Raw genomic sequence first — 23,350 nt, 5'->3', positions numbered from 1 at the left:
AATCGGGAAATTGTGGGTGACTGTTCTTGCCCGCGATAGCCGCGCCGCGATTCCGGAACCTTACCCCCGCGCCTCAAGAATCATGCAAGTCGTCGACCCCGTCGCATACAACCGCCCATCCACGTCATAAATCCGCCCCTCGGCCAACGCCGTCGAACGCCCCAGATGCACAATCTTGCCCTCGGCCCGCACCGGTCCGCTGGTGCCGGTCAATGCGCGGACATAACTGATGCGCAAATCCAGCGTCGTGTAACCCTGACCTTTCTTCAATTGCGTGTGAATCGCACAACCCATGCACGAATCCAGCAAGGTCGCCGCATAGCCGCCATGCACGCTGCCCAACGGGTTGTAGTGCCGCGAATCCGGCGTGCCCTGAAAGATGAACAGCCCGGCCGACCATTCAATCGGGATGAAATCCATCAGCGTGCCAATCGGCGGCGAGGGCAGTTCACCGTTGCCTATGCCCTCGAAAAACTCGGCGGGCGAAAGGGCGCTGACCTCGGCCATCGACAGGCTGCCAGGGCCGGCGAGGCGGGCGCGTATGGTTTGTTCCTGGGCGATCCATTGGGAGAGGGTGGTTCGCGGGTGGGGCTTTGCATGATCAGGTCCTCAGTCGGATATTACGGCTGTAATTCGCATCGATATTATGTCCGAAATAAAAACCTTGCCAGCCCTCGTTTGCTTGAATCAACACCGTATTGTTCTACTGATGGAACGCTGAGGCTGATTGTTGCCGTCTAGTGCAGAATTGATATCAGATTTAAGCTGGGTTCATGGCTTCACCCACCTTTTTCGGAGGCACGATGAAAAACATCATCGGTATCTACACCAGTCCACGGGCCCATTGGGTCGGCGACGGTTTTCCGGTTCGCACGCTGTTTTCCTACGACACCCTGGGCAAACACATCAGCCCGTTCCTGCTGCTGGATCACGCCGGTCCTGCACAATTCACCCCGACCACCGAGCGGCGTGGCGTCGGCCAGCATCCGCACCGTGGTTTTGAAACGGTGACCATCGTCTACGACGGCGAAGTGCAACACCGAGACTCCACCGGCAGTGGTGGCACGATCGGCCCCGGCGATGTGCAATGGATGACGGCGGCCTCGGGGATTCTTCATGAAGAGTTCCACTCCGAAGGTTTCGCCAAAACCGGCGGCACCCTGGAAATGGTGCAACTGTGGGTCAACCTGCCCGCCAAGGACAAAATGGCCGACGCCGGTTACCAGACGATTCTTGATAGCGACATCCCGAACATCCCGCTCAAGGACCAGGCCGGCAGCCTGCGCCTGATCGCCGGCGAGTTTGACGGCCACACCGGCCCGTCACGTACCTTCACGCCGATCGACGTCTGGGACATTCGCTTGAACGCCGACAAGTTGCTGACCCTGGATTTGCACGAAGGTCGTAACACCGCGCTGGTGGTGCTGCGCGGCACGGTGCTGGTCAATGGCTTGGAACTGGCGCGCGAAGGGCAGTTGGCGCTGTTCGAGCGCGACGGTCATCAGCTCAGCCTGGAAGCCAATAACGACGCGGTGGTGTTGCTGCTCAGCGGCGAGCCGATCGACGAACCCATCGTCGGCCATGGTCCGTTTGTGATGAACACCGAGCAGGAAATCCACCAGGCGTTTGCCGACTTTCAGTCGGGGCGGTTTGGGCGGATGAGCTGATCGGCCCGTAAGAGCTGTCGAAGGCTGCGATCTTTTGATCTGGCCTTTGGTGTTCGGCTTCCTCAAAAAGATCCAGATCAAAAGATCGCAGGCTTCGCCAGCTCCTACAATGTGTGAGATCTTCGCGCCATTGGCCTTTGTGGAGTTGCTTGATGCTGTCACTGCTCACCGATCACCCGCTGCTCGCCGCGCTGGCCCTGATCCTGATTGATCTTGGCTTATGGCGTTTGATCAGCACCAATGGCAGCAACTGGAAACTGGTCGTGCGGCTGGTGATTTTCGGGTTGTTCAGCGTCGTGCTGTTCAACGAAGGCTTGAACCCGATGGAGCCGGCGCCCTGGGCCGACAATGTGCCGCTGCACCTGGCCGCTACCGGTTTGCAGATCGGCTGGTGGCTGTTCGGCGCGCGGACCCTGACGGTGCTGATCGGCGCGGTGATGATGCAACGGGTCGGGCATACCGGGCGTTTGCTTCAGGATCTGCTCGGCGCGGTGATTTTCCTGATCGCGATCATCGCAGCCATGGCCTATGTGCTCGACCTGCCGGTCAAAGGCGTGCTCGCCACCTCCGGCGCAGTGGCGATCATCGTCGGCCTGGCGCTGCAAAGCACCCTCAGCGACGTGTTCTCCGGCATCGTTTTGAACACCACCAAGCCTTATCAAATCGATGACTGGATTTCCATTGACGGCACCGAGGGCCGGGTCACCGACATCGACTGGCGCGCCACGCGCATGCAAACCGCCCAGGGCAGCCTGGCGGTGATTCCCAACTCCCTGGCGGCCAAGGCCAAGATCATCAACTTCAGCCGGCCGAGTGACATGTTCGGTGTGTCGATCAGCCTGCAACTAAGCCCACACGCGCGGCCCAATACCGTGGTCGAAGCCCTCGAACGCGCAATGCAGGGTTGCCGCCTTCTGCTGGACCACCCGGCACCGAGTGTTGCTTTGAAAAGCTCCAGCAGCACCGGCGTGGAATACGAAATCAGCGGGTTTGTCGCCTCGATGGACCAGAAGCGCACGGTGCGCAATTTGCTGTTCGACCTGGCGTACCGGCACTTGCAGGCGTCTGGCATCAATCTGCTGTCGAGCGTGGAACCCAACGCGCCAAGCAACGTGTCCAGGCCACGGGCGCTGCTGGAAAGCTCGACGATTTTCTCCACCCTGCGTCAGGAAGAAAAAGACACATTCAGCCAGAACATGACCCTGCAAACCTTCCGTGCCGGCGAGACGATTCTCGGGGCGGGGGAGGTCAGCGATCATCTATTCATCATTGAATCCGGGGTCATTTCGGTGACCCTGACCCGCCACGGCACCCCCTTCGAATCGGGGCGCATGGGGCCGGGCGAGGTGATCGGCGAGGCCGGCATTTTGTCCGATACCTCGGTGCCCGCCGCATTTACCGCCAAGACCTTCTGCGCCCTTTATCGCATCGAAAAGGCCTACCTCAAGCCATGCCTGGATGCCCGTCACGACATCAACGATGCCATGAAAGCCTTGCTGGATTTCCGTCTGCACAAGGCGCGAACGTTGACCCAGGACGAACCGGTGGTGGTGCCGAAGAAGGGGTTTTTGCAGTGGCTGAGAAATCGCGCGTGAATGGCCTCCTCGTCTTCCCGAATATTGGCTATTTGTCACAGGCGCGGGCGGGATTAACTTAGCGCCACACCCACTTGTGACGGAGCCCCTCCATGAAACCTCGTATCGATTTCTACACCGCTTCCCCGGACGCTCTCAAAGCCATGATCGCCCTGGAAACCGCGGTCTCGAAACTGCCACTGGAAAAGAACCTGATCGAGCTGGTCAAGCTGCGCACCTCGCAAATCAACGGCTGCGCCTTCTGCCTCGACATGCACAGCGCCGATGCCCGCAAGGGCGGTGAAGACGAGCGTCGTCTGTACACGCTGTCGGCCTGGCGCGAAACACCGTTCTTCACCCCGCGTGAACGTGCCGCGCTGGCCTGGACCGAATCCCTGACCCTGGTCAGCCAGACCCACGCCCCGGACGAAGATTATGACCTGGCGGTCTCCGAGTTCAGCTCCAAGGAAATGGTCGACCTGACCGTGGCCATCACCACGATCAACGCCTGGAACCGCCTGGCGATCGGCTTTCGCAAAATGCCGCAAGCCTGATCAATGAGCGTCTGCTGACGGCGCGGCCGGTGGTTGCACCTTGCGCATCAAGGGCACCATCAGCGTTGCAATAATGAAGCAGACCATGATCATCAAAAACGCGTCGCCATAGGTTTGTGTCTGGGCTTCGCGGTAAGTCAGCAACCACAGCTGATGCAGGCTGGCGGTGATACCGGCGTCACCGCTTTGGCCGAGGGCGGCGAAGTTACTGCCGACCTGGGACAGCCATTGGTTGAGCGCTTCGTTGGTGCTGTTCAGATGTTCTGCCAACCGTGTGAAGTGCAGGTTGGTACGGTCATTGAGGATGGTTGCACAGGCAGCAATGCCAATCGCGCCACCCAGGTTTCGCATCAGGTTGAACAATCCCGAAGCATGTTTAAGTCGCGACGGCGCCAGGCCGCCCAAGGTCAGGGTCACCGCCGGAGGCACCGCCAGTTGCTGGGCAATCCCGCGCAAGGCTTGCGGCAGCATCAATTCTTTGGCCCCCCAGTCATGGGTGATCGGGCTGAAATCCCACATCGATAAAGCGAACAACCCAAGGCCAGTCATCATGATCCAGCGTAGATCGACGCGATTGGCCAGAAAGGCGTACAGCGGAATCGCCATGATCTGGAACACCCCGGTGGAGAAAACCGCCAGACCAATGTCCAGCGCGCTGTAGCCACGAACCCGGCCGAGAAACAGCGGCGTCAGGTAAATGGTGGCGAACAGGCCGATCCCGGTGACAAATGAAAAGAAGCAGCCGAGGGCGAAGTTGCGGTCCTTCAAGGCGCGCAGATCGACGATCGGGTTAGCCACGTGCAGCGTCCGCCCGATGAACGCCAGACCGGCGAGGCCGCTGATCCACGCGGTGGTCAGGATCGTGCTGTCGCTGAACCAGTTCCAGCGCGGGCCTTCTTCGAGGGTGTATTCCAGGCAGCCGAGAAACAGCGCCATGAACACCATGCTGATGTAGTCAGCGCCCTTGAGCAGCGACAATTCCGGCTGGTCGATCTTCACCAGCATCGGCACGGCCACGGCGACGAAAATTCCCGGCACCAGGTTGATGTAGAACAGCCAGTGCCAGGACGAAATGTCGGTAATCCAGCCACCGATCACCGGGCCTAGGGTTGGCGCCAGCGACGCCACTGCACCGATAGTCGCAGCCGCGATCACCCGTTGTTTGCCGGTGAAGAAAAAGAACGCCGTGGTGAACACCAGCGGGATCATCGAACCGCCGAGAAAACCTTGCAGGGCGCGGAAGGCGATCATGCTCTGGATGTTCCAGGCCACACCGCAAAGCAGGCTGGCCAGGGTGAAACCGACCGCCGAGGCGCAGAACAGCCAGCGGGTCGAGAACACTCTGGACAACCAGCCTGACAACGGGATCACGATGATTTCAGCGATCAGGTAACTGGTCTGCACCCATGCGGTTTCGTCGGTGCCGGCCGAGAGTCCGCCGCCGATGTCACGCAAGGAGGCGGAGACAATCTGGATGTCCAGCAGCGCAATGAACATGCCGATGCACATGCTGGCAAAGGCGAAGACCTTGGTCGCCGTCGCCATGTTCGCGGGATTGAATGGCTGCGCTGGGGCGGCGACGGTGCTCATGGTGCGCTGGCCACGGCTGGGGTTTTATCTTCGGCCCGGGTGTCCACTTCAGCGGTCACCGACAGGCCCGGACGCAAATGGCCGAGGACGCCATCCGCCGGATCCAGCACGATTCGCACCGGCACCCGCTGGACGATTTTGGTGAAGTTGCCGGTGGCGTTTTCCGGTGGCAACACACTGAATTGCGCACCACTGGCCGGGGCGAGACTGTCCAGGTGGCCGTGGAATACCTGACCCGAAAGCACGTCAGCGCGAATGATCACCCGCTGCCCCGACGTCATTCGCGCCAGTTGATCTTCCTTGAAATTGGCATCGACCCACAGCCCGCTGGACGGCACCACCGACAGCAACTGCGAACCGGCCTGCGCGTAAGCGCCAACCCGTGCCCGACGATTGCCGACCACGCCATCCACGGGCGCTTTGAGTTCGGTGTAGCCAACGTTCAATTGCGCCAGATCCCGTTCAGCCTTGGCTTGCATCAGTGCCGCGCGGGCTTGTTGTTTCTGGGTTTCGATCACGTCCAACTGACGCTGCGAGGCCAGCAATTCCGCCTGGGCCCGGGCGCTGATCGCCTGGGCAGTCTTGAAGGTCGCGTTGGCGCGTTGGGCACTTTCCACCGAGACCGCGTTGCTGCCGACCAGTTTTTTATAGCGCGCATCGTCATCCCGCGAACGGGCGGTTTCGGCGCCGGCAGCATCAATCCCGGCGCGGGCCTGGCCGATTACTGCATGTTGCAGTTGTTCGGTGGCGTCGAGGTTGGCGAGCAGGGCTTCTTCGGCGGCGACCGCACCTTCAGCCTTGGCCAGGTTGGCGCGGTAATCGCGCGAATCCAGGCGCACCAGCACATCGCCGGCCTTGACCTTCTGGTTGTCGGTCACCAGCACTTCTTCGATGTAACCCGCGACTTTCGGCCCGATCACCGTCACGTCGCCGCCAATGTAGGCATCGTCGGTTTCTTCAAGGAAACGCCCGGCGCTCCACCAGTGCGCGCCGTACAGCCCGAGGCCCACCAGCGCCGCGATGGCCACGGTCAACAGCAGCAGACGTTTGAGCACGGGTGGCTTTGTGTTCACCGGGACAGCCAGGTCGGGTTCAACGGTGGGCATGCTGGTCATGGGGAAATACCTGTGGGAATCGGTCTTTATTACGCATGTAATATGACGTAGGTAATATATTGTGGCAATTTAATTTTGCTGCCGGTCGTCAGGTGGAGGGCGGCGGCAAAAAAGCTGATCAATTGTTTAAGAAATGTAAGCGTTGTAGGACGTGTCTTGCATTTGCGTGGGATGGATCTGACTATCACGCAAATTGATGGAGTGGCATTAAGCCATTTGATGATCGCAAGGATGTTGAGTGCCGTATTCGTTTTGCGCTGTGCTTCGTCGTATGTGGGTGCCGGCTCTGCTGGCGAGTCTGGGTGTTTCGTCACTTCAGGCCGCAGAGCCTTCTGCGCCAGGTCAGGAGGTGCTGCGCCAGCAGCAACAGCAACAGCGCGACCTGCAACAACTGCAATTGGAGCAACGCCGCCGGCAACTGGAACGCGGCAGCTTCAGTGCGCCGCCGGTCACGCCAGCGCTGCCCGCCCAAGTGACCCCGGATGAACGCTGCTGGCCCCTGAGCGGCACGCGCATCGGCGGCGTCACGCTGATCAGCAGCACAAAACTCAACGAGCGAATCAAGCCGCAACTGTCGGCGTGCATGGGCGTCGGCCAGATCAATCATCTGCTGGCGACCATCACCGCGCTGTACGTGGACGCCGGTTACATCGCCAGCCGACCCTACCTCAGCAGTGCGCCAGCGGCAGGGCAGTCGCTGGATATCGTGGTCGATGAAGGCTATGTCGAGTCCATCGAACTGGCCGACCAGAGCCTGCCGGTGTCCCTCGGCGGCGCCTTCCCCGGCATGCTCGGCCAACCGCTGAACCTGCGCGATCTGGAGCAGGGTCTGGACCAGTTGAACCGCTTGCGCTCGATAGACCTGACCGCCGACATCGCCCCCGGCAGCCAGCCCGGCGCCTCGCGGATCATCCTGCGTTCGCGCACCAGCGGCCAATCGCGCTGGGCCTTGGGCTTGGGCGTGGACAACCTGGGCAGCGCCAGCACCGGGCGTGATCGCGACACCGTGAGCCTGAGCCTCGACAGCCCACTGGAACTCAACGACTCACTCAACCTCAGCGCCAGCGACACCCTCAATCAGGGCGATCGCTACAGCCGCAACGCCAGCCTGTATTACGCAATCCCTTACGGTTACTGGACTTACAGTGTGTTCGCCAGCCACGCCGAATACCGCGCGCCATTCAAACTCCCCAGCGTGACGTTTCACAGCACCGGCATCACCGATCAACTCAGCCTGCGCGCCGACCGGGTGTTGTGGCGCGACCAAAGCCATCAGCTCAGCGCCAACCTGCAACTGGCGCACAAGGACGTCGACAGTTACCTGGAAGACGTTCGCCTCGGCATCCAGAGCCCGACCCTGACCGTGGCCGAAGCCGGGCTGAACCTGTTCTGGCTCAACAGCGCGGTGTGGAACCTCGACGTCAATGTCGCCCAGGGTCTGCGCTGGCTCGGCGCCTACGACGACGCCAATCGACAGGTCAACAACCAGCCCAAGGCACAGTTTCGCAAGTACCGCGCCGGCCTCAGTCAGTGGCGCAACGGCCAGTTCGGCCGGCAGGCCTGGCAATGGCAGAGCCAGTTCAACGTGCAATACAGCCCTGATCCGTTACCGGCCATCGAACAACTGCTGGGCACCGACGATTCGGCAGTGCGCGGTTACCGGGTCAACAATGCTTCCGGCGCCAGCGGTGCGATTTGGCGCAACACCTTGCGCCTGCCTTTAAAAAGCGGTTTGCCCGTGCAGATCACCCCGCGTTTGGGCCTGGACAACGGCTGGATCAAGGCCGACCACGGCGCCCAGGGCCAACGCCTGAGCGGGGCCAGCGCAGGGATCAACCTGAGCTGGAAAAACCTGCAAGTGGACGTCGATTACCAACGCAGCCTCAACACGCCCAGCGGTTTTCATCAGGAGCCAGAAACCTGGCTGATGCGTGTGGGACTGGCGTTATGAATTTAAAAACAGCCGTCGGACCTGAGCGCCACAGCCACGGCCAACAACACAGCGCGCAACGTGATGCCGCACTTTAATTGAGAGGTTTTTATGCCTGCACAGACATTTGCGTTTCATCTTTCCCCTCGGGGCAAACTGCGTTGGGCGATTGCCAGCCTGTTCCTGATCGCCCATCTGCCCAGCGCCCTCGCGGGTGGCGTGGTGGTCGCGCCAGGCCCCGGCGGCACTGCGCAACTGCAAACCCAGGGCGGCGTGCCCATCGTCAATATCGTTGCGCCTAACGGTTCGGGTCTGTCGCATAACCAGTTTCTCGACTACAACGTCGATCGCCAGGGCCTGGTGCTGAACAACGCCTTGCAGGCCGGGCAATCCCAGCTCGCCGGGCAACTGGCGGCCAACCCGCAGTTCCAGGGCCAGGCGGCGAGCGTGATCCTCAACGAAGTGATCAGCCGCAACGCCTCGACCCTCAACGGCGCCCAGGAAATCTTCGGCAAGTCCGCCGATTACGTGCTGGCCAACCCCAACGGTATTTCGGTGAATGGCGGCAGCTTCATCAACACGCCGAACGCCAATCTGGTGGTCGGTCGCCCCGAATTGAACGACGGCAAACTGCAAGCCCTGAGCACCCGCGACGCCACGGGCAACTTGCAGATTCAAGGCGCGGGCCTGCAAAACCGCGAAGGCTCGATCAACCTGATCGCCCCACGCATCGACAGCCAGGGCAGCCTCACGGCCCGTGATCAACTGAACCTTACGGTCGGACGCAATCAGGTGGATTACGCCACAGGCCAGGTGAAAACCGTGGACCCGGCTGGCAACACCACCGACCAACGCATCGACGCCAGCCTGTTTGGCGCCATGCAGGCCGGACGCATCAACATTGTCAGCACCGCGGAAGGCGCGGGTGTGCGGGTTGGTCCGGTGCAAGTGGCGGGCCGCGACGGTGTGCAGATTCGTTCCGCCGGTGACTTGAGCATCAGCGGCCAGGCGGTTCCAGACAGCCTCGATGTGGTGCGTGCCGGCGTGCGCAGCAGTCAGGGCGATGTCGCCTTACGCAGCGGCAAAGACTTGACCTTGGCCGCCACCGACGTCAGTGGCCGTGACGTCAAACTCGACGCCAAACGCAACCTGACCCTGAGCACCGTCGAAAGCCGCAAGCTGCAGCAGACCCGCGAAAACTGGAACAACAGCACCATCGGTATCACCTGGGAAACTTACGACCGGACCCAGACCGACAGCGACTCGCGCCAGCACGGCAGCCAGATTCTCGCCAGTCGTGATGCTGTGTTGTCGTCGGGGGGCGACACCGAACTCAAAGCGGCCAAGGTCGAAGCGGCTAATACATTAAGCGTCCAGAGCAGCGGCGATCTGCGCCTGACCGCCGCCACCGAAAGCCATACCACAACCGACCAGGGCAACCACCGCAAACACCTGTGGAAAGCCAACTGGGACACCAGCAGCGAAGAGCAACGCAGCATCACCAGCCAGTTGAAGGGCGGCAATATCGCTTTGGCCTCGGCGGCGTTGCTGCGTTCCGAAGGTGCGGAGTTGAGCAGCAAGGGCGACATCAACCTGGCTGGCAAACAGGTTGAAATCACCAGCGCCAGCCGCACCCAGCGCAAGAGTGACAACAGCTACTCAGGCGATTTGGTCGGTGGCGGTTTCTTCGGCAAGACCGGCGACGCCGATCAGGGCAAGACGCAGAACCAGGGCAGCAAGGTCAATGCTGCCGGCAAACTGATCGTCAAGGCTGACGACGTGCGCATCAGCGGCAGCCAGGTCCGAGGCGGCACCGAGGCCAGCGTCATCAGCGACAAGGGTTCACTGATCATCGATGGCGTGCAGGACACCTCCCACGCCAACAGCCACGACAAGGACAGCAAGTTCTTCGGCATCACCAAGGACGAAACCCGACAGAACGCCAAGGACAGCACTACCGTGCGTAGCGAGCTGACGTCGGACAGCAACCTCAAACTCAAGAGCGCCAAGGACATCGAAGTGGCCGGCGCCACGGTCAAGGCTGACGGCACCCTGAGCGCTGAGGCAGCGGGGGATGTGAAGGTGCATTCCACCCAGAACACCAGCGAAACCAGCAAGACCGCCGAGACGCGCGGCTTCGACGCCTACGCCAAGGAGAATGCCCCGGACGCCGGCCAATACCGTGCCGGTGTGCATTACGAAGACAAACAGCAAACCGTAACCAGCAATGATGTGAAGCAACAGGGGGCCAGCCTCAGCGGCGCAGATGTGCAGCTCTCGGCGGCCGGCGATTTGACGCTTAAAGGCGCCGAGGTCAAATCCACTCATGGAGACACGACCCTGAGCGGCAAAAACGTCTCGCTGCTGGCCGAGCAGGACAGTCACAACACCTCGACCGATAAAACCAGCACCAGCGGCGGTTTCTACTACACCGGCGGTCTCGACCGTGCAGGCAGCGGCGTCGATTTCGCCCACAGCACCTCGCAGGACACCACTGGCAAAACCACGGCGCAAACCACCGGCGTGCAGAGCAGCGGCAACCTGAATATCAACACCGGAAAACTCACGACCGAAGGCGCGCGTCTTGATGCCGGCAAAGGGCTGAATGTCGCGGCTGGCGAGGTCGACAACCGGGCCGCAAGCAATACCGACAGCAGCACGCATACAGAGAGCAACTGGCAGGCGGACATCGGCGCCAACGTCGAGTACAAGGACATCGCCCGGCCCATCGCCGGGGCGGTCAAAGAAGTGCTGAACGGCAAAGTGCCGGACAAGGATGCGCTGGCCAATCTCGGCCAGCCGAATGTCGGCATCGACGTGGCCATCGGGCATCAGGAGGCCAGCCACACCGAGCAAAACACTAACGCCGTGGTCAGCCAGTACAAGGGCGGCACCGTGGACGTGAAGGTCGACGGCACGTTGCAGGACCAGGGCACGCAGTACCAGGCGAGCGCGGGCAAGGTAAACATCAGCGCCGACTCGTTAGTGGCGAACGCGGCGAGCAATACCCACAGCAGCAGCGATCAGGCACTGGATGCCAAGGCTGACGTGCGGGTCTACACCAAAACCGGTGAGGACGTGAACGTCGCTGCTAGCGGCGCGGGCGGCAGTAGCCAGACCCGTAAGGACAACGCCACCGCCGTGGTCGGCAGCTATGCCGGCAGCGAAGGGGTGAACATCAACCTGCGGGGCGATGGCCAGTTTGAAGGCAGCCATTTCGATGGCGGCCAGGGTGGTGTTTCGATCAAGACCGGTGGTGAGTTGGCATTGAATCAGGCCAACGACCGTCAGAGCAGCGACACTACCAGCCTGCGCGGCAATGGCTCGCTGAACGTCGGCACGGCACCGGGAACCAACGGCACCAATGTCGACCTGGGCGCTGGTTTTCAGCTTGATCACACCGGCAATCAGACTCGGGACAGCCAGGCTCAGGTGGCGAGCATTCAGGGCAAGGGGCCGGTGCTGTTGAGCAGCGGCGTCGATCAAGTCCTGCAAGGGACGAAGGTCGACACCGTTGGCGCCATCGACCTGAAGGCCGGCGGCAAACTCGATCTGCAAGCGGCGACCGACACTCACACCGCTACCGGCAGCAATCTCGGCGGTGGTCTGAAGATCGGTGGCAGCAAAACCACTACCGAGAAAAGTGCTGATCAGGGCGGCAACCTCAGCGCCAATTTCAACATCGGTCGGGTCAATGAATCGACCCAGACCCTGACCGGCGGCCAACTCAACAGCCAGGACAAGATTGCCCTCAGCGCTGATGCCATCCATCTGCAAGGCACCCAGGTCAGCGCCCCGAGCGTGAGCCTTGATGCGCAGAAGGGCGGGATCAATCAGGAATCGGCGCAGTCCACGCAGAACCGCACCAATTGGAATGTTGCGCTCAATGCCGGCGGTAACCTGAGCAACAGCACACCGGCTGTCGTGGATGAAAAGAACGTCGCCACGAGCGATCACGGTTTCAATGCCGGGGCCAAGGTTGGCGTTGATTACTTGCAAGGCACGACCCAGCAGAACAGCCAGATCAAGGCTGACAGTGTGGTGCTGAATAGCGCGGGGGATGTGCATTTGGCCGGCGCGCGGGTTGATGCGGCGACGGTCAGTGGCAAGGTGGGCGGTGACTTGAGCGTGGAGAGTCGTCAGGACAGCCAGACCACTGCCAAGGTTGATGTAGACCTGGGCGTGACCGGCAAAAAAGCAGCGCCGGGCGAAAAAGACAAAGTGGCCGAAAACACCAAGATCGGCGGGACGGATTACAAGCCGACGCTGAAACTCGATGGCGACTACGAGCATAAAGACAGTGTCGGTCAGGCTTCCGGTATCAGCGGCACGCAAGGCGTGAACCTGAAGGTCGACGGCGCCACACAACTGACCGGTGCACGGATTGCTTCGACCGAAGGCCGGGTCGATCTGGGTGGCTCGAAAGTCCGTTCCACCGACCTGAGCAGCCGCGACTATGGTGTAACGGTCGGTCTCGATCTGCCTGAAAAATCGAAAGCCGAGGGCAGCAACCCCGAGGTTTTGCCTGCGGGTGAACACAGCGTCAAACTCGGTCCCGTGACAATTGGCGGTCATTACGACAGCCAATCGCTGCAGGCCGGCATTGACGAGAAAAACATCTAAGCCCCACGCCTCCCTGCCACTGATCGTTCCCACGCTTTGCGTGGGAATGCCTCAATGAACGCTCCGCGTCCGCTTCTGGAACGCGGAGCGTCCCGGGCTGCATTCCCACGCAGAGCGTGGGAACGATCATGCAATCAGCGTTATTGAGCGGCCAACCAAGCCTCCAGCACCTTCGGATTAGCCTTCAACCACGCTTTCGCCGCCGCCCTTGGTTTTTGATTCTGTTCAACACCGCATCCATCAACTGATTCTCCATCGTCAGGCTGAACTCTATGTTCTGCAGCAGCTTGCCGACGTTGCTGCACTCAGTGAGGCAGTCCTTGCGCACATTGGTATACACCGTCGTCTGACCGAACGTTTTCCCGCGGCGTCGGGGCCGCGAAATAACGGCAGTCAATGTCGTTTCCCATCAAGTGCCGGCGCAGCGTCTCTCTACACTGCGCAAAAGCCGATCCACTACGTCGAGGGCACACGATGAGTCAATCTGTCGAGCAACTGAGCATCCGCCTGGCCTGCGCCTTTCGCTGGGCGGCGCGGCTGAACCTGCACGAGTCCGTCGCCAATCACTTCAGCGTCGCGGTGTCAGAGGACGGTCGGGAGTTTTTGATCAACCCGTATGGCAAGCACTTCTCGCGGATCAAGGCCAGTGACTTGCTGCTGGTGAATGCCGATGAACCGGCCAGCCTCGACCGCCCGGACGCGCCGGACATCACCGCGTCGGCCTTGCACAGCGCCTTGCACCGTAACCAGCCCCACGCTCGTTGCATCCTGCATACACATTCCAAATACGCGACAGCGCTAGCCTGCCTGACGGATTCGCGGCTGCCCCCGATCGAGCAGAATTCGATGCGATTTTTCGAGCGCGTGGCCATCGACGACGGTTTCGACGGCATGGGTTTGGGCGAGGAGGCCGAGCGGGTCAGCCACTTGCTCGGCGACAAACCGATCCTTTTGATGGGCAACCACGGCTTGCTGGTGGCAGCGCCGACCATCGCCCAGGCGTTCGACGATTTGTACTATTTCGAACGCGCCTGCGAGACCTACATCACCGCGCTCTCAACCGGCCGCGAGCTGCGCATCGCCAGTGACGAGATCGCGCGCAAGACCTGCCGACAATGGCTCGATTACCCGGGCTTCGCCGACAAGCATTTCAACGCATTGATGGACATTCTGGATGAGGAAGAACCTGACTATCGGTTAATCAGGCCATAACACGATCTGTAGCAGCTGGCGCAGTCTGCGTTCGGTTTGTAGCAACTGCCGAGGCACGAGGCTGCGTTCGGCTGCGAAGCAGTCGTGAAATCAGGCGATGCGGTGTTTCAGTAAAACCGCGTGTTCTGGTTTTACGACTGCTTCGCAGCCGAACGCAGCCTCGTGCCTCGGCAGCCGAACGCAGCCTCGTGCCTCGGCAGCTGCTACCAACGAGTGTGTTTCGTATAAAGTCAGTCCGCCTCGGCCGGGCGCCGTTCCTTGCTCAAGGGCTGGCGCATCACCGGGGCGGTGAAGACCTGGCTGCGGTCTTCGCTGGGTGGGCAGCCGAAGCGGGCGCGGTAAGTGCGGGAGAAATGCTCCAGCGAGCCAAACCCCGAACACGCCGCCACTTGCGCCACGCTCAATTGCGTTTGTTGCAGCAAACTGTGGGCTTTGGCCAGGCGCAAGGTGATGTAGTACTTGAGCGGCGACAAGCCGGTTTGATGCTTGAACTGACGCTCCAGTTGCCGCCGCGACAGCCCGACCTGGCCGGCAATCGCCTCACAATCCAGCGGCTCCTCCAGGGCTTTTTCCATCAACTGCACCGCGCGGCGGATCTTGCTGCCGTACATCCCGGTGTTACTCAAGCCGCCGTCGAGTTGATTGTCTGCCGGTGCCCGCACATGGCCCATCAACAGGTGCATGGCGATTTCCCGGGACAGGTCGCCGTCGACACTTTGGCCGATCCAGCCGAGCAGCATGTCCAGGGTTGTGGTCGCGCCAGCGCAGGTCATGCGCTGACGTTCGAGGGTGTAGAGCTGCGGCTTGGCGTGGACCCGCGGATAACTTTCCTGAAAGCCCTGGAGATTGTCCCAGTGCACCGCCGCTTCATAACCGTCCAGAACACCGGCCGCTGCGAGCAGTTCAGTGCCGGTTTCCACGCCCATCAGCACCGCGCCGAACAACGCCTGTTTGCGCAGCCAACTCTTGAGCGCCAGGTTGCGGCTGTGTTTGTGCACATCGAAACTGGCGATCACCAGGCACACATCAAAACCCTGATCGGCGCGCAACCCGTCGTTGGCCGCAGTGGTCAGGCCATTGCTGGCTTGCACCGGCTCGCCGTCCAGCGACAACAATGTCCATTCGAACAGTTGCCGTTGGGTCAGCCAATTGGCGATGGCCAACGGCTCCAGCACCGCCGCCAGGCCGAAGTTGGAAAACGACGGCAGCAGCAACACCGCCACCCGCAGCGGCGCGACATCGCCGCGCCGCCAGGTGAAACGGGTTTCCGGGCTGTTGGACGGCTGATCAGTCATGAGCGATCTCTATCGTTGTCGAGTCTGCCACTGCGGATGAATCCAGACCGGTGCTTCGGTAGACGGCAGCGCTGGCAGGCCACGAATCAGGTCGCTGGCCTTTTCCGCGATCATCACCGTCGGCGCATTGGTGTTGCCGCTGACGATCACCGGCATGATCGAAGCGTCCACCACGCGCAAGCCGTCGAGACCGTGCACGCGCAGGTGCGGATCGACTACCGCTTGCGGGTCGCCGACCGGCCCCATCTTGCAGGTGCCACTGGCATGGTAGCCGGTTTCCGTGACCTGCCTGGCCCACGCATCCAGCGCTTCATCGCTCTGGGCCTGAGGGCCGGGCACCAATTCTTCACCCTTGAACACCGCCATGGCCGGTTGCTCGATAATCTCGCGCACCAGCCGTGCGCCGGCGCGCATGTCGGCGCGATCCTGCTCGGTTTTCAGGTAATTGAACAAGATACGCGGCGGCTGTCGAGGGTCGGCGCTGTTCAGGGTGACGCTGCCCAGGCTGGTAGGGCGCATCAGGTCGATGTGGATCTGGAACGCGTGCCCCGGCACCAAATCGACACTGCCCGGTTTCACCGCCAGTGGCATGAAGGTCAGTTGCAGGTCGGGATGCTCGACCCCGGCCCGCGAACGAATAAACGCCCCGGCCTCGAAATGATTGCTCGCCGCGAGGCCGTCGTGGCTGACGAACCAGCGGGCGCCAATCCACCACTTGCCCGGCGCGGTGGTCCAGGGATACAGCGACACCGGTTTTTTGCACAGGTATTGCACGACCGTGTCCGGGTGATCGTTGAGCCGCCGGCCAACACCGGGCAGGTCATGTTTCACCGTAATCCCCAGATCCCGCAATTCTGCCGCCGGACCCACGCCCGACAGCAACAACAACTGCGGCGAATTGATCGCCCCGGCGGTGAGCAACACTTCGCGGCGGGCGAACGCTTGATGCGTCTGACCATTCTGCTCGTACTCAACGCCGGTGGCGCGCAGACCATCGAACAGAATGCGCAACGCCAACGCATCGGTGACCACTCGCACATTACCCCGCGCCAGCGCCTCGCTCAGATAACCCCGCGAAGTGCTCCAGCGCCGCCCATTACGAGTCGTGCGATCCACCGGCCCGAACGCTTCCTGACGATAGCCATTCAAATCGCTGCTCAAGCCATACCCGGCCTCGGCACCGGCCGCCAGAAACGCCGCGCACAACGGCGTTTGCGTGTCGCCGGGGGTGACGTGCAGATGCCCGGTCGCGCCTCGATAATCGTCGGCGCCATCGGCATGGGTCTGCGCCCGTTTGAAGTACGGCAGCACCTCCTGATAACGCCAACCTGTGCAACCTTGCTCGGCCCAGCCGTCGTAATCCCGGGCATGACCACGGATGTAGACCATGCCGTTGATCGACGACGACCCGCCCAGCGTCCGGCCCCGTGGTGTGCCGATCCGGCGGCCATCCAGATACGGTTCCGGCTCGGAGCTGTAGCTCCAGTTGTAGCGCGTGCCGCCGACGACGATGCCCACTGCCGAGGGCATGTCGATGGTCCAGCTCTGGTCCGCCGGGCCTGCTTCCAGCACCAGAATCCGCACCTTTGAGTCTTCGCTCAAGCGATTGGCCAACACGCAACCCGCTGACCCTGCGCCCACAATCAGGTAATCAAACTCATGATCGGCCATGGTTCGCTGTGCTCCATCTAAGAAAATTCAGACTGCGGACGGACCATGAATCCCGTTGAACACCAACTTGTGAAAGTGATGCACCAGGTGCTCGCTTTCATTACTGCGCTGGGCGTCGATCATGTAGCGGCCCTGGTCGTAACCCAGCGAATGCAGGCCTTTTTGCACCGAGATATTCAGCGCGATATCTTCCGGCCCCAAATCCTCGTTCATCCACTTCATGCAGGACGCACTGACCGTCGCGGTTTCGCCATTGTTGGCGTAGTAACCGAAGCGCAGCAGCGAGCGCTCGGCGTCCAGCGGAATCATGATGAACGAGCCCAGAAACTCCGAGAACGGGAAGGTGTAGAAGGTGTTGTTCGGCCACATGCCGATGTTGAAGAAGCATTCGTCGGGGTTCACCTCAGGTTTCAACGGAACGCCGTAGGCTTCGGTCACCGAGAGGTTGGCCGGGGCAATGTAAGTCCACCAGTTGTCGCGTTTGGTCAACTGATAGCCTTTGAAATCGATCAGCTTGGCCAGGTCGATATGGCACGGCCCGGACAACTTGAAGTGATAACCCTCGATGGAGTTGTCCATGATCACCTTCCAGTTGGCCGGCACGATCACGTCCTGCTCCTCGATCAGGCGCATGTTCGCCAGGTTCGGAAACACCCGGCGCATCTCTTCGTCGGCACCGGGAAACAGATCGCGCAGCGACGGCGCCGCCGGGTCAAGGTTGAAGTAAATGAACCCGCCCAACTCTTCGGTGCGCACCTGCGGAATGTTGAACTGCTGCAACTCGAAGTTCTTCATCTTCTCGCAGCGCGGCGCCCCGCGCAGGGTGCCATCCATCTCGTAGCACCACGAGTGATAGGCGCAACGCACCACGCCACCGGTGGTGCCGCGCCGTTCTTCGAGCAAGCGATTGCCGCGATGCTGGCAAACGTTGTGGAAGGCGTGGATCTGGCCCTGACGATTCCTCGCCACCACCACGCTCTGATCAAACAGATCCGTCACCACGTACTGACCCGGCTCGGCGAACTCACTGACATGCCCGGCCACGTGCCAGGCGTGCATGAAAATATTGTCGCGCTCGGCCTTGAACAACGTCTCGTCGAAGAAATAACGCGAGGGCAGGGTGAAGGCTTCTTCCGGGTCCTGATGATCCCAACCCTCGACGGGGCTTTGCTGTTTGCGGGTCTGGAAGTTTTGCATGGGGTGATCTCCACAGTGGCTGGCCGCACGGCACGGCGGCTTGTTCTGGGAGTTAATTTAGGGGGCGAGGGAGATTGGGGATTGATGGATTGCGACCAGTTGCGCGGGGAAATGATCAAGGCACGAGGCAGCATTGCACCGCCACAACGACCCACAGCCGGCAAACTCCAGAAGTGCCACTGCAACACTCGATACGCTCGATAACATTTGAACCGAGATTATTCACTGGCAATGTGCTCGCGAGCGTCCGTTTTTGCCAATAGAATTCATCGCGCGTTTAACGTACGGCGTACAGCTACGCACCTCTAACTTAGCCAACAAGGACGTTTGGAAATGAAAGTATCCTTCATCGCTTTACTGGGAGTTTTATCACTGATTCAAACATCGCTTTCCTTTGCGGACATGGCCAATGGGAAGAACCTCTATTTACAGCGATGTTCCGTATGCCATGGCGCAGATATCAAAGGAACAGGGCCATTGGCTAATAAGAGCAATCCTCCAACACCTGACCTTACAACCGCCACTTTCAAGCAACGTCTGAATGATTATCCGGGCGTTATTGTGTCGTCGATAATACTGCGCCCCAATGGAAACTTGATTCCAAAAACATTGCGAGAGAATGGTGTGAAGATTCCGCCGCACGCTTGGAGTGTTAATGATTTTCGCGATCTGCATCAATACATGAGTGGCGTGATTTCGAAACGATGATCTTGAGATATGCGGCGGGCACAGAAATCCAAGCACTATTTCAGGGCTGGCTGCTTTGAGCAGGTATCGACCTCCTGAGGAATGATTTGCCGGGCTTAATAGGAAGCATTAGTATTCACGCCTCCCTCCCACAGCACACCGCAATGACCCCCAAGCTGCCCCGCAGACACGGCTTTTTCGAGCATTACGAAGAGTTGATCGGCACCTGGACCCGTCGCCTGAGAAATCGTCAGCAGGCCGAGGACCTGGCCCATGACACCTTCGTGCGGGTGCTTGAGTCGGATTCGGCGGCGGTGGAGCAGCCTCGGGCGTATTTGCACCAGACCGCACGCAACATTGCGGTGGATGGCTATCGGCGTGAGGATCGGCGGGGCGCCATGGAGTCCGAGGCGATTGATCACAGTGTGTCGTCGTCCGGCGACCCGGAGCATTTCATGCATGCGATCCAGTTGGCCGATTCCATTGAACGGGCGCTCACCGAGTTGCCGATCAACTGCCGCAAGGTGTTTGTCTGGCAGAAGATCGAAGGCCTGACCCAGGCGGAAATTGCCGAGCGGTTGGGGCTGTCCAAGAACATGGTGGAAAAGTATATGATCCGCACCCTGCGGCACTTGCGTGATCGCCTCGACGGATTGCAGCCATGATCGGCCGCGCCTTTTCATCCCCAGCCAAACAGGAATTTCCATGATGGATACTCGTGATTGTGCGTGCGGGCAAACAGCGGTTCGCGACGAGGCGGCACGGTGGTTTGTGCGTTTGCAGGAGCCTGCCGTGGACGTCGAAGAATATCGACGTTTCGAGACTTGGCTGCAAGAGCACCCTCAGCATCGCGATGAATTTCAATTGCTCCAGGGCTTGTGGACGGCGGCCGATTTGTTGCCTGCCAAACGTCTTCAAGCCTTGTGCGAAACTCCGCCGGAGCGCCGCAAACGTCGTCCGCTGGTGCGTTATGCGGTGGCTGCCAGTGTGTTGGCAGTGGCGCTTGGTTTGGGATTGTTCAGCGGTTTGAATCACCCGGCGACCTACACCGCGGAATTTTCCACGGCCTTGGGCGAGCGCCAGCATGTGGCGTTGCCGGACGGTTCGATCATCGACCTGAACAGCCGCAGTCGGGTGCAGGTGCGGTTTGAAAAGGATCGTCGTGGCATCGAGCTGACCGAAGGCGAGGCGATGTTCAGCGTCGAGCACGACACCACCCGGCCGTTCGTGGTCGAGACGGGCAACGGCCAGGTCACGGTCACCGGCACCCGCTTCGATGTGCGCCGGGACCTGACGCAAACCAAGGTCGCGGTCGAACAGGGCACGGTCAAGGTTCAGGGGCAGGGCGCCGACTTCATTAGCCTCACCGCCGGCCTGGGCACGCACATCGATGCCCAAGGCAAGGTGGCCGCCGCCTACGCGGTCAACCCACAGGAACTGACCGCCTGGCGCGGCGGCAAACTGGTGTTCAACAACGCCAGCCTGGCCGAAGTCGCCGCCGAAGTGTCGCGCTATCGGGAGAAGCCGCTCACGGTCGGCAACGACAAAGTGGGCAATCTGCGCCTGACCAGCGTGTTCAAATCCGACAACACCGACGCCTTGCTCAAGGCCTTGCCGAGCATTCTGCCGGTGGCCGTGCGCACGCTTTCTGACGGCAGTCAGGAAATAATTGCGCGATAGATTCAGGTTTTTTTCGAGTTCTTCGTCTTCTTGTCCAACTGCAACTGGTTTGCATTAACAGCCGCGTATTCTTGCGATTCACAGGACAACGTTCGACGTGAAAAAAACCACCGCTAAAAACAACAAATCACCTTGGCTGCCGCTCGCTTTGGCGTTGGCTGTCAGCGCTGCACTGCCCCAGGCGTTCGCCGCCGATGGGATTCACATCCAGGCGCAGCCGTTGGGCCAGGCCCTGAGTCAGCTCGGCCAGCAAACCTCGCTACAGGTTTTTTTCAGCCCTGAACTGGTCGCCGGCAAACAGGCCCCGGCGGTGGACGGCAACCTGTCCCCGGAACAAGCTTTGCGCCAATTGCTGCAAGGCAGCGGTCTGGAATATCAGATAGATGAAGGCTCGGTGACCCTGACGCCCGCGCCGAATGCCGCGTCCAACGGCCCGCTGGAACTCGGCGTGACCGACATCAAGGTTGTCGGCGACTGGCTCGGTGACGCCGATGCCGCCGTGGTGCAAAACCACCCTGGCGCCCGCACCGTGATCCGCCGCGAAGCGATGATCGAGCAGGGCGCGATGAACGTCGGTGACGTGCTGCGTCGCGTTCCTGGCGTGCAAGTGCAAGACGCCAACGGCACTGGCGGCAGTGATATCGCCCTGAACGTCGGCGTGCGCGGCCTGACCTCGCGCCTGTCGCCGCGCTCCACGGTGTTGATCGACGGCGTACCGGCCGCGTTCGCCCCGTATGGCCAGCCGCAGCTGTCGATGGCCCCGATCTCCTCAGGTAACCTCGACAGCATCGACGTGGTGCGTGGCGCCGGTTCCGTGCGTTACGGGCCGCAGAACGTCGGCGGGGTGATCAACTTCGTCACCCGCGCGATCCCGGAGAAAGCCACCGGTGAAATCGGCACCACCCTGGAAACCTCCCAACACGGCGGCTGGAAACACATCGACACCGCATTTGTCGGCGGCACCGCAGACAACGGCATGGGCGTGGCGCTGTTGTATACCGGGGTGAACGGCAATGGTTATCGCGAAAGCAACAACGGCAACGACATCGACGACGTGATTCTCAAGACCCACTGGGCGCCGACCGATGTTGATGATTTCAGCCTGAATTTCCATTACTACGACGCCAACGCCGACATGCCAGGCGGCTTGACGCAGAAGCAGTACGACGCCAGTCCGTTTCAGTCGGATCGCGACTACGACAACTTCACCGGCCGGCGCAAGGATGTCTCGTTCAAGTGGGCGCGGCAGATTGACGATCGCACCCAGGCCGAAGTGCTGACCTACTACACGGACAGCTTTCGTGGCAGCACCATCGCCGCCCGCGACCAGAAAACCCTCAGCTCCTATCCGCGTTCCTACTACACCTTGGGCGTCGAGCCGCGGGTGTCCCATGTGTTCGACGTTGGGCCGACCACTCAGGAAGTCAGCGTCGGTTATCGCTACTTGAAAGAAGCCATGCACGAGCAGTCGAGCCGCGTGGCGTTGGTGAACAATCAACCGGTGATCACCCCGACGTCTGACGGCCACGTGTTCCAGGACCGTACCGGCGGCACCGAGGCTAATTCGGTTTACCTCGACAACAAAATCGATGTTGGCAACTGGACCATTACGCCGGGCATCCGCTTCGAACATATCAGCACTGACTGGCACGACCGCGCCGTCCTCGACACTGCCGGCAAGCGCGTCCCGGAGAAAAACCGCAGCATCGAAAGCAACGAGCCGCTGCCGGCCCTGAGCGTGATGTATCACTTGTCCGATGCCTGGAAGCTGTTTGCCAACTACGAAACCTCGTTCGGCAGCCTGCAATATTTCCAGCTCGGCCAGGGCGGTTCGGGTGACAGCACCGCCAACGGCCTGAGCCCGGAAAAGGCCAAGACCTACGAGATCAGCACGCGCTACAACGATGATGTGTGGGGCGGGGAAGTGACGCTGTTCTACATCGACTTCGATGACGAACTGCAATACATCAGCAACGACGTGGGCTGGACCAACCTCGGCGCAACCAAGCACCAGGGCCTGGAAGCGTCGGTGCATTACGACATGTCCGCGCTCGACCCACGGCTCGACGGGCTGACCGCCAACGCCGGTTTCACCTACACCCGCGCCACTTACGAGGGTGAGATCCCGGGCTTCAAGGGCCGTGACTTGCCGTTCTATTCGCGCCAGGTGGCCACGGTCGGTTTGCGTTACGACGTCAATCGCTGGACTTACAACATCGACGGTTTTGCCCAGTCCAAGCAGCACTCGCCGGGCACTGGCGTGAATGCTGATGGCAGCTTCACCGGCAACTACATCACCGATGGCAGCGCCGATGGGCAGTACGGCGACATGCCGGGCTACGTGACCTGGAACGTGCGCGGGGGGTATGACTTCGGTTCGCAACTGTCGAACCTGAAACTGGGTGCCGGGGTGAAGAACGTGTTCGACCACCAGTACTTCACCCGTTCCAGCGACAACAACTCGGGCATTTACGTTGGCGCGCCGCGCACGTTCTTTGTGCAGGCTAGCGTCGGCTTTTAACGGCTAAAAGCAAAAGATCGCAGCCTTCGGCGGC

At 60.8% G+C, this 23,350-nt stretch carries 16 protein-coding genes and 1 pseudogene; 10 read left to right on the top strand and 7 right to left on the bottom strand.

Features of this window, described 5'->3' with window-relative positions; genetic code table 11:
- Nucleotides 1-60 precede the first annotated feature (60 nt).
- A pseudogene (locus ACA071_RS21265) lies at nt 61-599 on the bottom strand (PaaI family thioesterase).
- Nucleotides 600-803: 204 nt separating this feature from the next.
- Here ACA071_RS21265 and ACA071_RS21260 point away from each other — a divergent pair.
- The 3 genes from ACA071_RS21260 (at nt 804) to ACA071_RS21250 (ending at nt 3,795) form a co-directional block, all read left to right on the top strand.
- A complete protein-coding gene (locus ACA071_RS21260) occupies nt 804-1,667 on the top strand; it encodes a pirin family protein (protein WP_497640963.1) in 864 nt (287 codons plus the stop codon).
- 152 nt (nt 1,668-1,819) lie between these two features.
- Entirely contained in the window at nt 1,820-3,262 is a 1,443-nt protein-coding gene (locus ACA071_RS21255) for a mechanosensitive ion channel domain-containing protein (protein ID WP_497640962.1), read from the top strand.
- Between the two features lie 92 nt (nt 3,263-3,354).
- Entirely contained in the window at nt 3,355-3,795 is a 441-nt protein-coding gene (locus tag ACA071_RS21250) for a carboxymuconolactone decarboxylase family protein (RefSeq protein WP_497640961.1), read from the top strand.
- On the opposite strand, the gene ACA071_RS21245 is transcribed toward ACA071_RS21250, so the two are convergent.
- Both ACA071_RS21245 and ACA071_RS21240 read right to left on the bottom strand, forming a co-directional pair.
- The gene (locus ACA071_RS21245) at nt 3,796-5,385 is read right to left on the bottom strand and encodes a DHA2 family efflux MFS transporter permease subunit (protein WP_497640960.1); all 1,590 of its coding nucleotides are present in this window, start codon (nt 5,383-5,385) and stop codon (nt 3,796-3,798) included. It lies immediately after the preceding gene.
- A complete protein-coding gene (locus tag ACA071_RS21240) occupies nt 5,382-6,500 on the bottom strand; it encodes an HlyD family secretion protein (RefSeq protein ID WP_497640959.1) in 1,119 nt (372 codons plus the stop codon). The genes ACA071_RS21245 and ACA071_RS21240 overlap by 4 nt, the downstream gene beginning before the upstream one ends.
- A gap of 238 nt (nt 6,501-6,738) precedes the next feature.
- On the opposite strand from ACA071_RS21240, the gene ACA071_RS21235 reads away from it, so the two are divergent.
- Nucleotides 6,739-8,451: a ShlB/FhaC/HecB family hemolysin secretion/activation protein gene (locus ACA071_RS21235; RefSeq protein ID WP_497640958.1), complete on the top strand. Its 1,713-nt coding sequence runs from the start codon at nt 6,739-6,741 to the stop codon at nt 8,449-8,451.
- Between the two features lie 90 nt (nt 8,452-8,541).
- Entirely contained in the window at nt 8,542-13,053 is a 4,512-nt protein-coding gene (locus ACA071_RS21230) for a hemagglutinin repeat-containing protein (RefSeq protein WP_497640957.1), read from the top strand.
- Between the two features lie 184 nt (nt 13,054-13,237).
- Here ACA071_RS21230 and ACA071_RS21225 read toward each other — a convergent pair whose 3' ends face one another.
- A complete protein-coding gene (locus ACA071_RS21225) occupies nt 13,238-13,450 on the bottom strand; it encodes a hypothetical protein (protein ID WP_497640956.1) in 213 nt (70 codons plus the stop codon).
- Nucleotides 13,451-13,527: 77 nt separating this feature from the next.
- Between ACA071_RS21225 and ACA071_RS21220 the strand changes: the two genes are divergently transcribed.
- Nucleotides 13,528-14,265 (top strand): class II aldolase and adducin N-terminal domain-containing protein, encoded by a 738-nt coding sequence (locus tag ACA071_RS21220; protein ID WP_497640955.1) that lies wholly within the window; start codon nt 13,528-13,530, stop codon nt 14,263-14,265.
- A 230-nt stretch (nt 14,266-14,495) separates the two neighbouring features.
- Here ACA071_RS21220 and ACA071_RS21215 read toward each other — a convergent pair whose 3' ends face one another.
- The 3 genes from ACA071_RS21215 to ACA071_RS21205 are packed head-to-tail and all read right to left on the bottom strand — an operon-like array spanning nt 14,496 to nt 18,428.
- Nucleotides 14,496-15,560 (bottom strand): GlxA family transcriptional regulator, encoded by a 1,065-nt coding sequence (locus ACA071_RS21215; protein WP_497640954.1) that lies wholly within the window; start codon nt 15,558-15,560, stop codon nt 14,496-14,498.
- A 9-nt stretch (nt 15,561-15,569) separates the two neighbouring features.
- Nucleotides 15,570-17,231, bottom strand: coding sequence for a choline dehydrogenase (locus ACA071_RS21210; RefSeq protein WP_497640953.1), 1,662 nt, complete (start codon nt 17,229-17,231; stop codon nt 15,570-15,572).
- A 27-nt stretch (nt 17,232-17,258) separates the two neighbouring features.
- The gene (locus ACA071_RS21205) at nt 17,259-18,428 is read right to left on the bottom strand and encodes an aromatic ring-hydroxylating oxygenase subunit alpha (RefSeq protein ID WP_497640952.1); all 1,170 of its coding nucleotides are present in this window, start codon (nt 18,426-18,428) and stop codon (nt 17,259-17,261) included.
- Nucleotides 18,429-18,761: 333 nt separating this feature from the next.
- On the opposite strand from ACA071_RS21205, the gene ACA071_RS21200 reads away from it, so the two are divergent.
- The 4 genes from ACA071_RS21200 (at nt 18,762) to ACA071_RS21185 (ending at nt 23,316) form a co-directional block, all read left to right on the top strand.
- Nucleotides 18,762-19,136, top strand: a complete 375-nt coding sequence (locus tag ACA071_RS21200) for a c-type cytochrome (RefSeq protein ID WP_497640951.1) — start codon at nt 18,762-18,764, stop codon at nt 19,134-19,136.
- Between the two features lie 143 nt (nt 19,137-19,279).
- Nucleotides 19,280-19,780 (top strand): sigma-70 family RNA polymerase sigma factor, encoded by a 501-nt coding sequence (locus tag ACA071_RS21195; RefSeq protein ID WP_497640950.1) that lies wholly within the window; start codon nt 19,280-19,282, stop codon nt 19,778-19,780.
- Between the two features lie 40 nt (nt 19,781-19,820).
- The gene (locus ACA071_RS21190) at nt 19,821-20,795 is read left to right on the top strand and encodes a FecR family protein (RefSeq protein WP_497640949.1); all 975 of its coding nucleotides are present in this window, start codon (nt 19,821-19,823) and stop codon (nt 20,793-20,795) included.
- A 97-nt stretch (nt 20,796-20,892) separates the two neighbouring features.
- Nucleotides 20,893-23,316 (top strand): TonB-dependent siderophore receptor, encoded by a 2,424-nt coding sequence (locus tag ACA071_RS21185; RefSeq protein WP_497640948.1) that lies wholly within the window; start codon nt 20,893-20,895, stop codon nt 23,314-23,316.
- Nucleotides 23,317-23,350 lie beyond the last annotated feature (34 nt).

This window comes from Pseudomonas sp. LBUM1646 (assembly GCF_059716165.1).
This window is presented reverse-complemented; position numbering and strand designations above follow the sequence as displayed.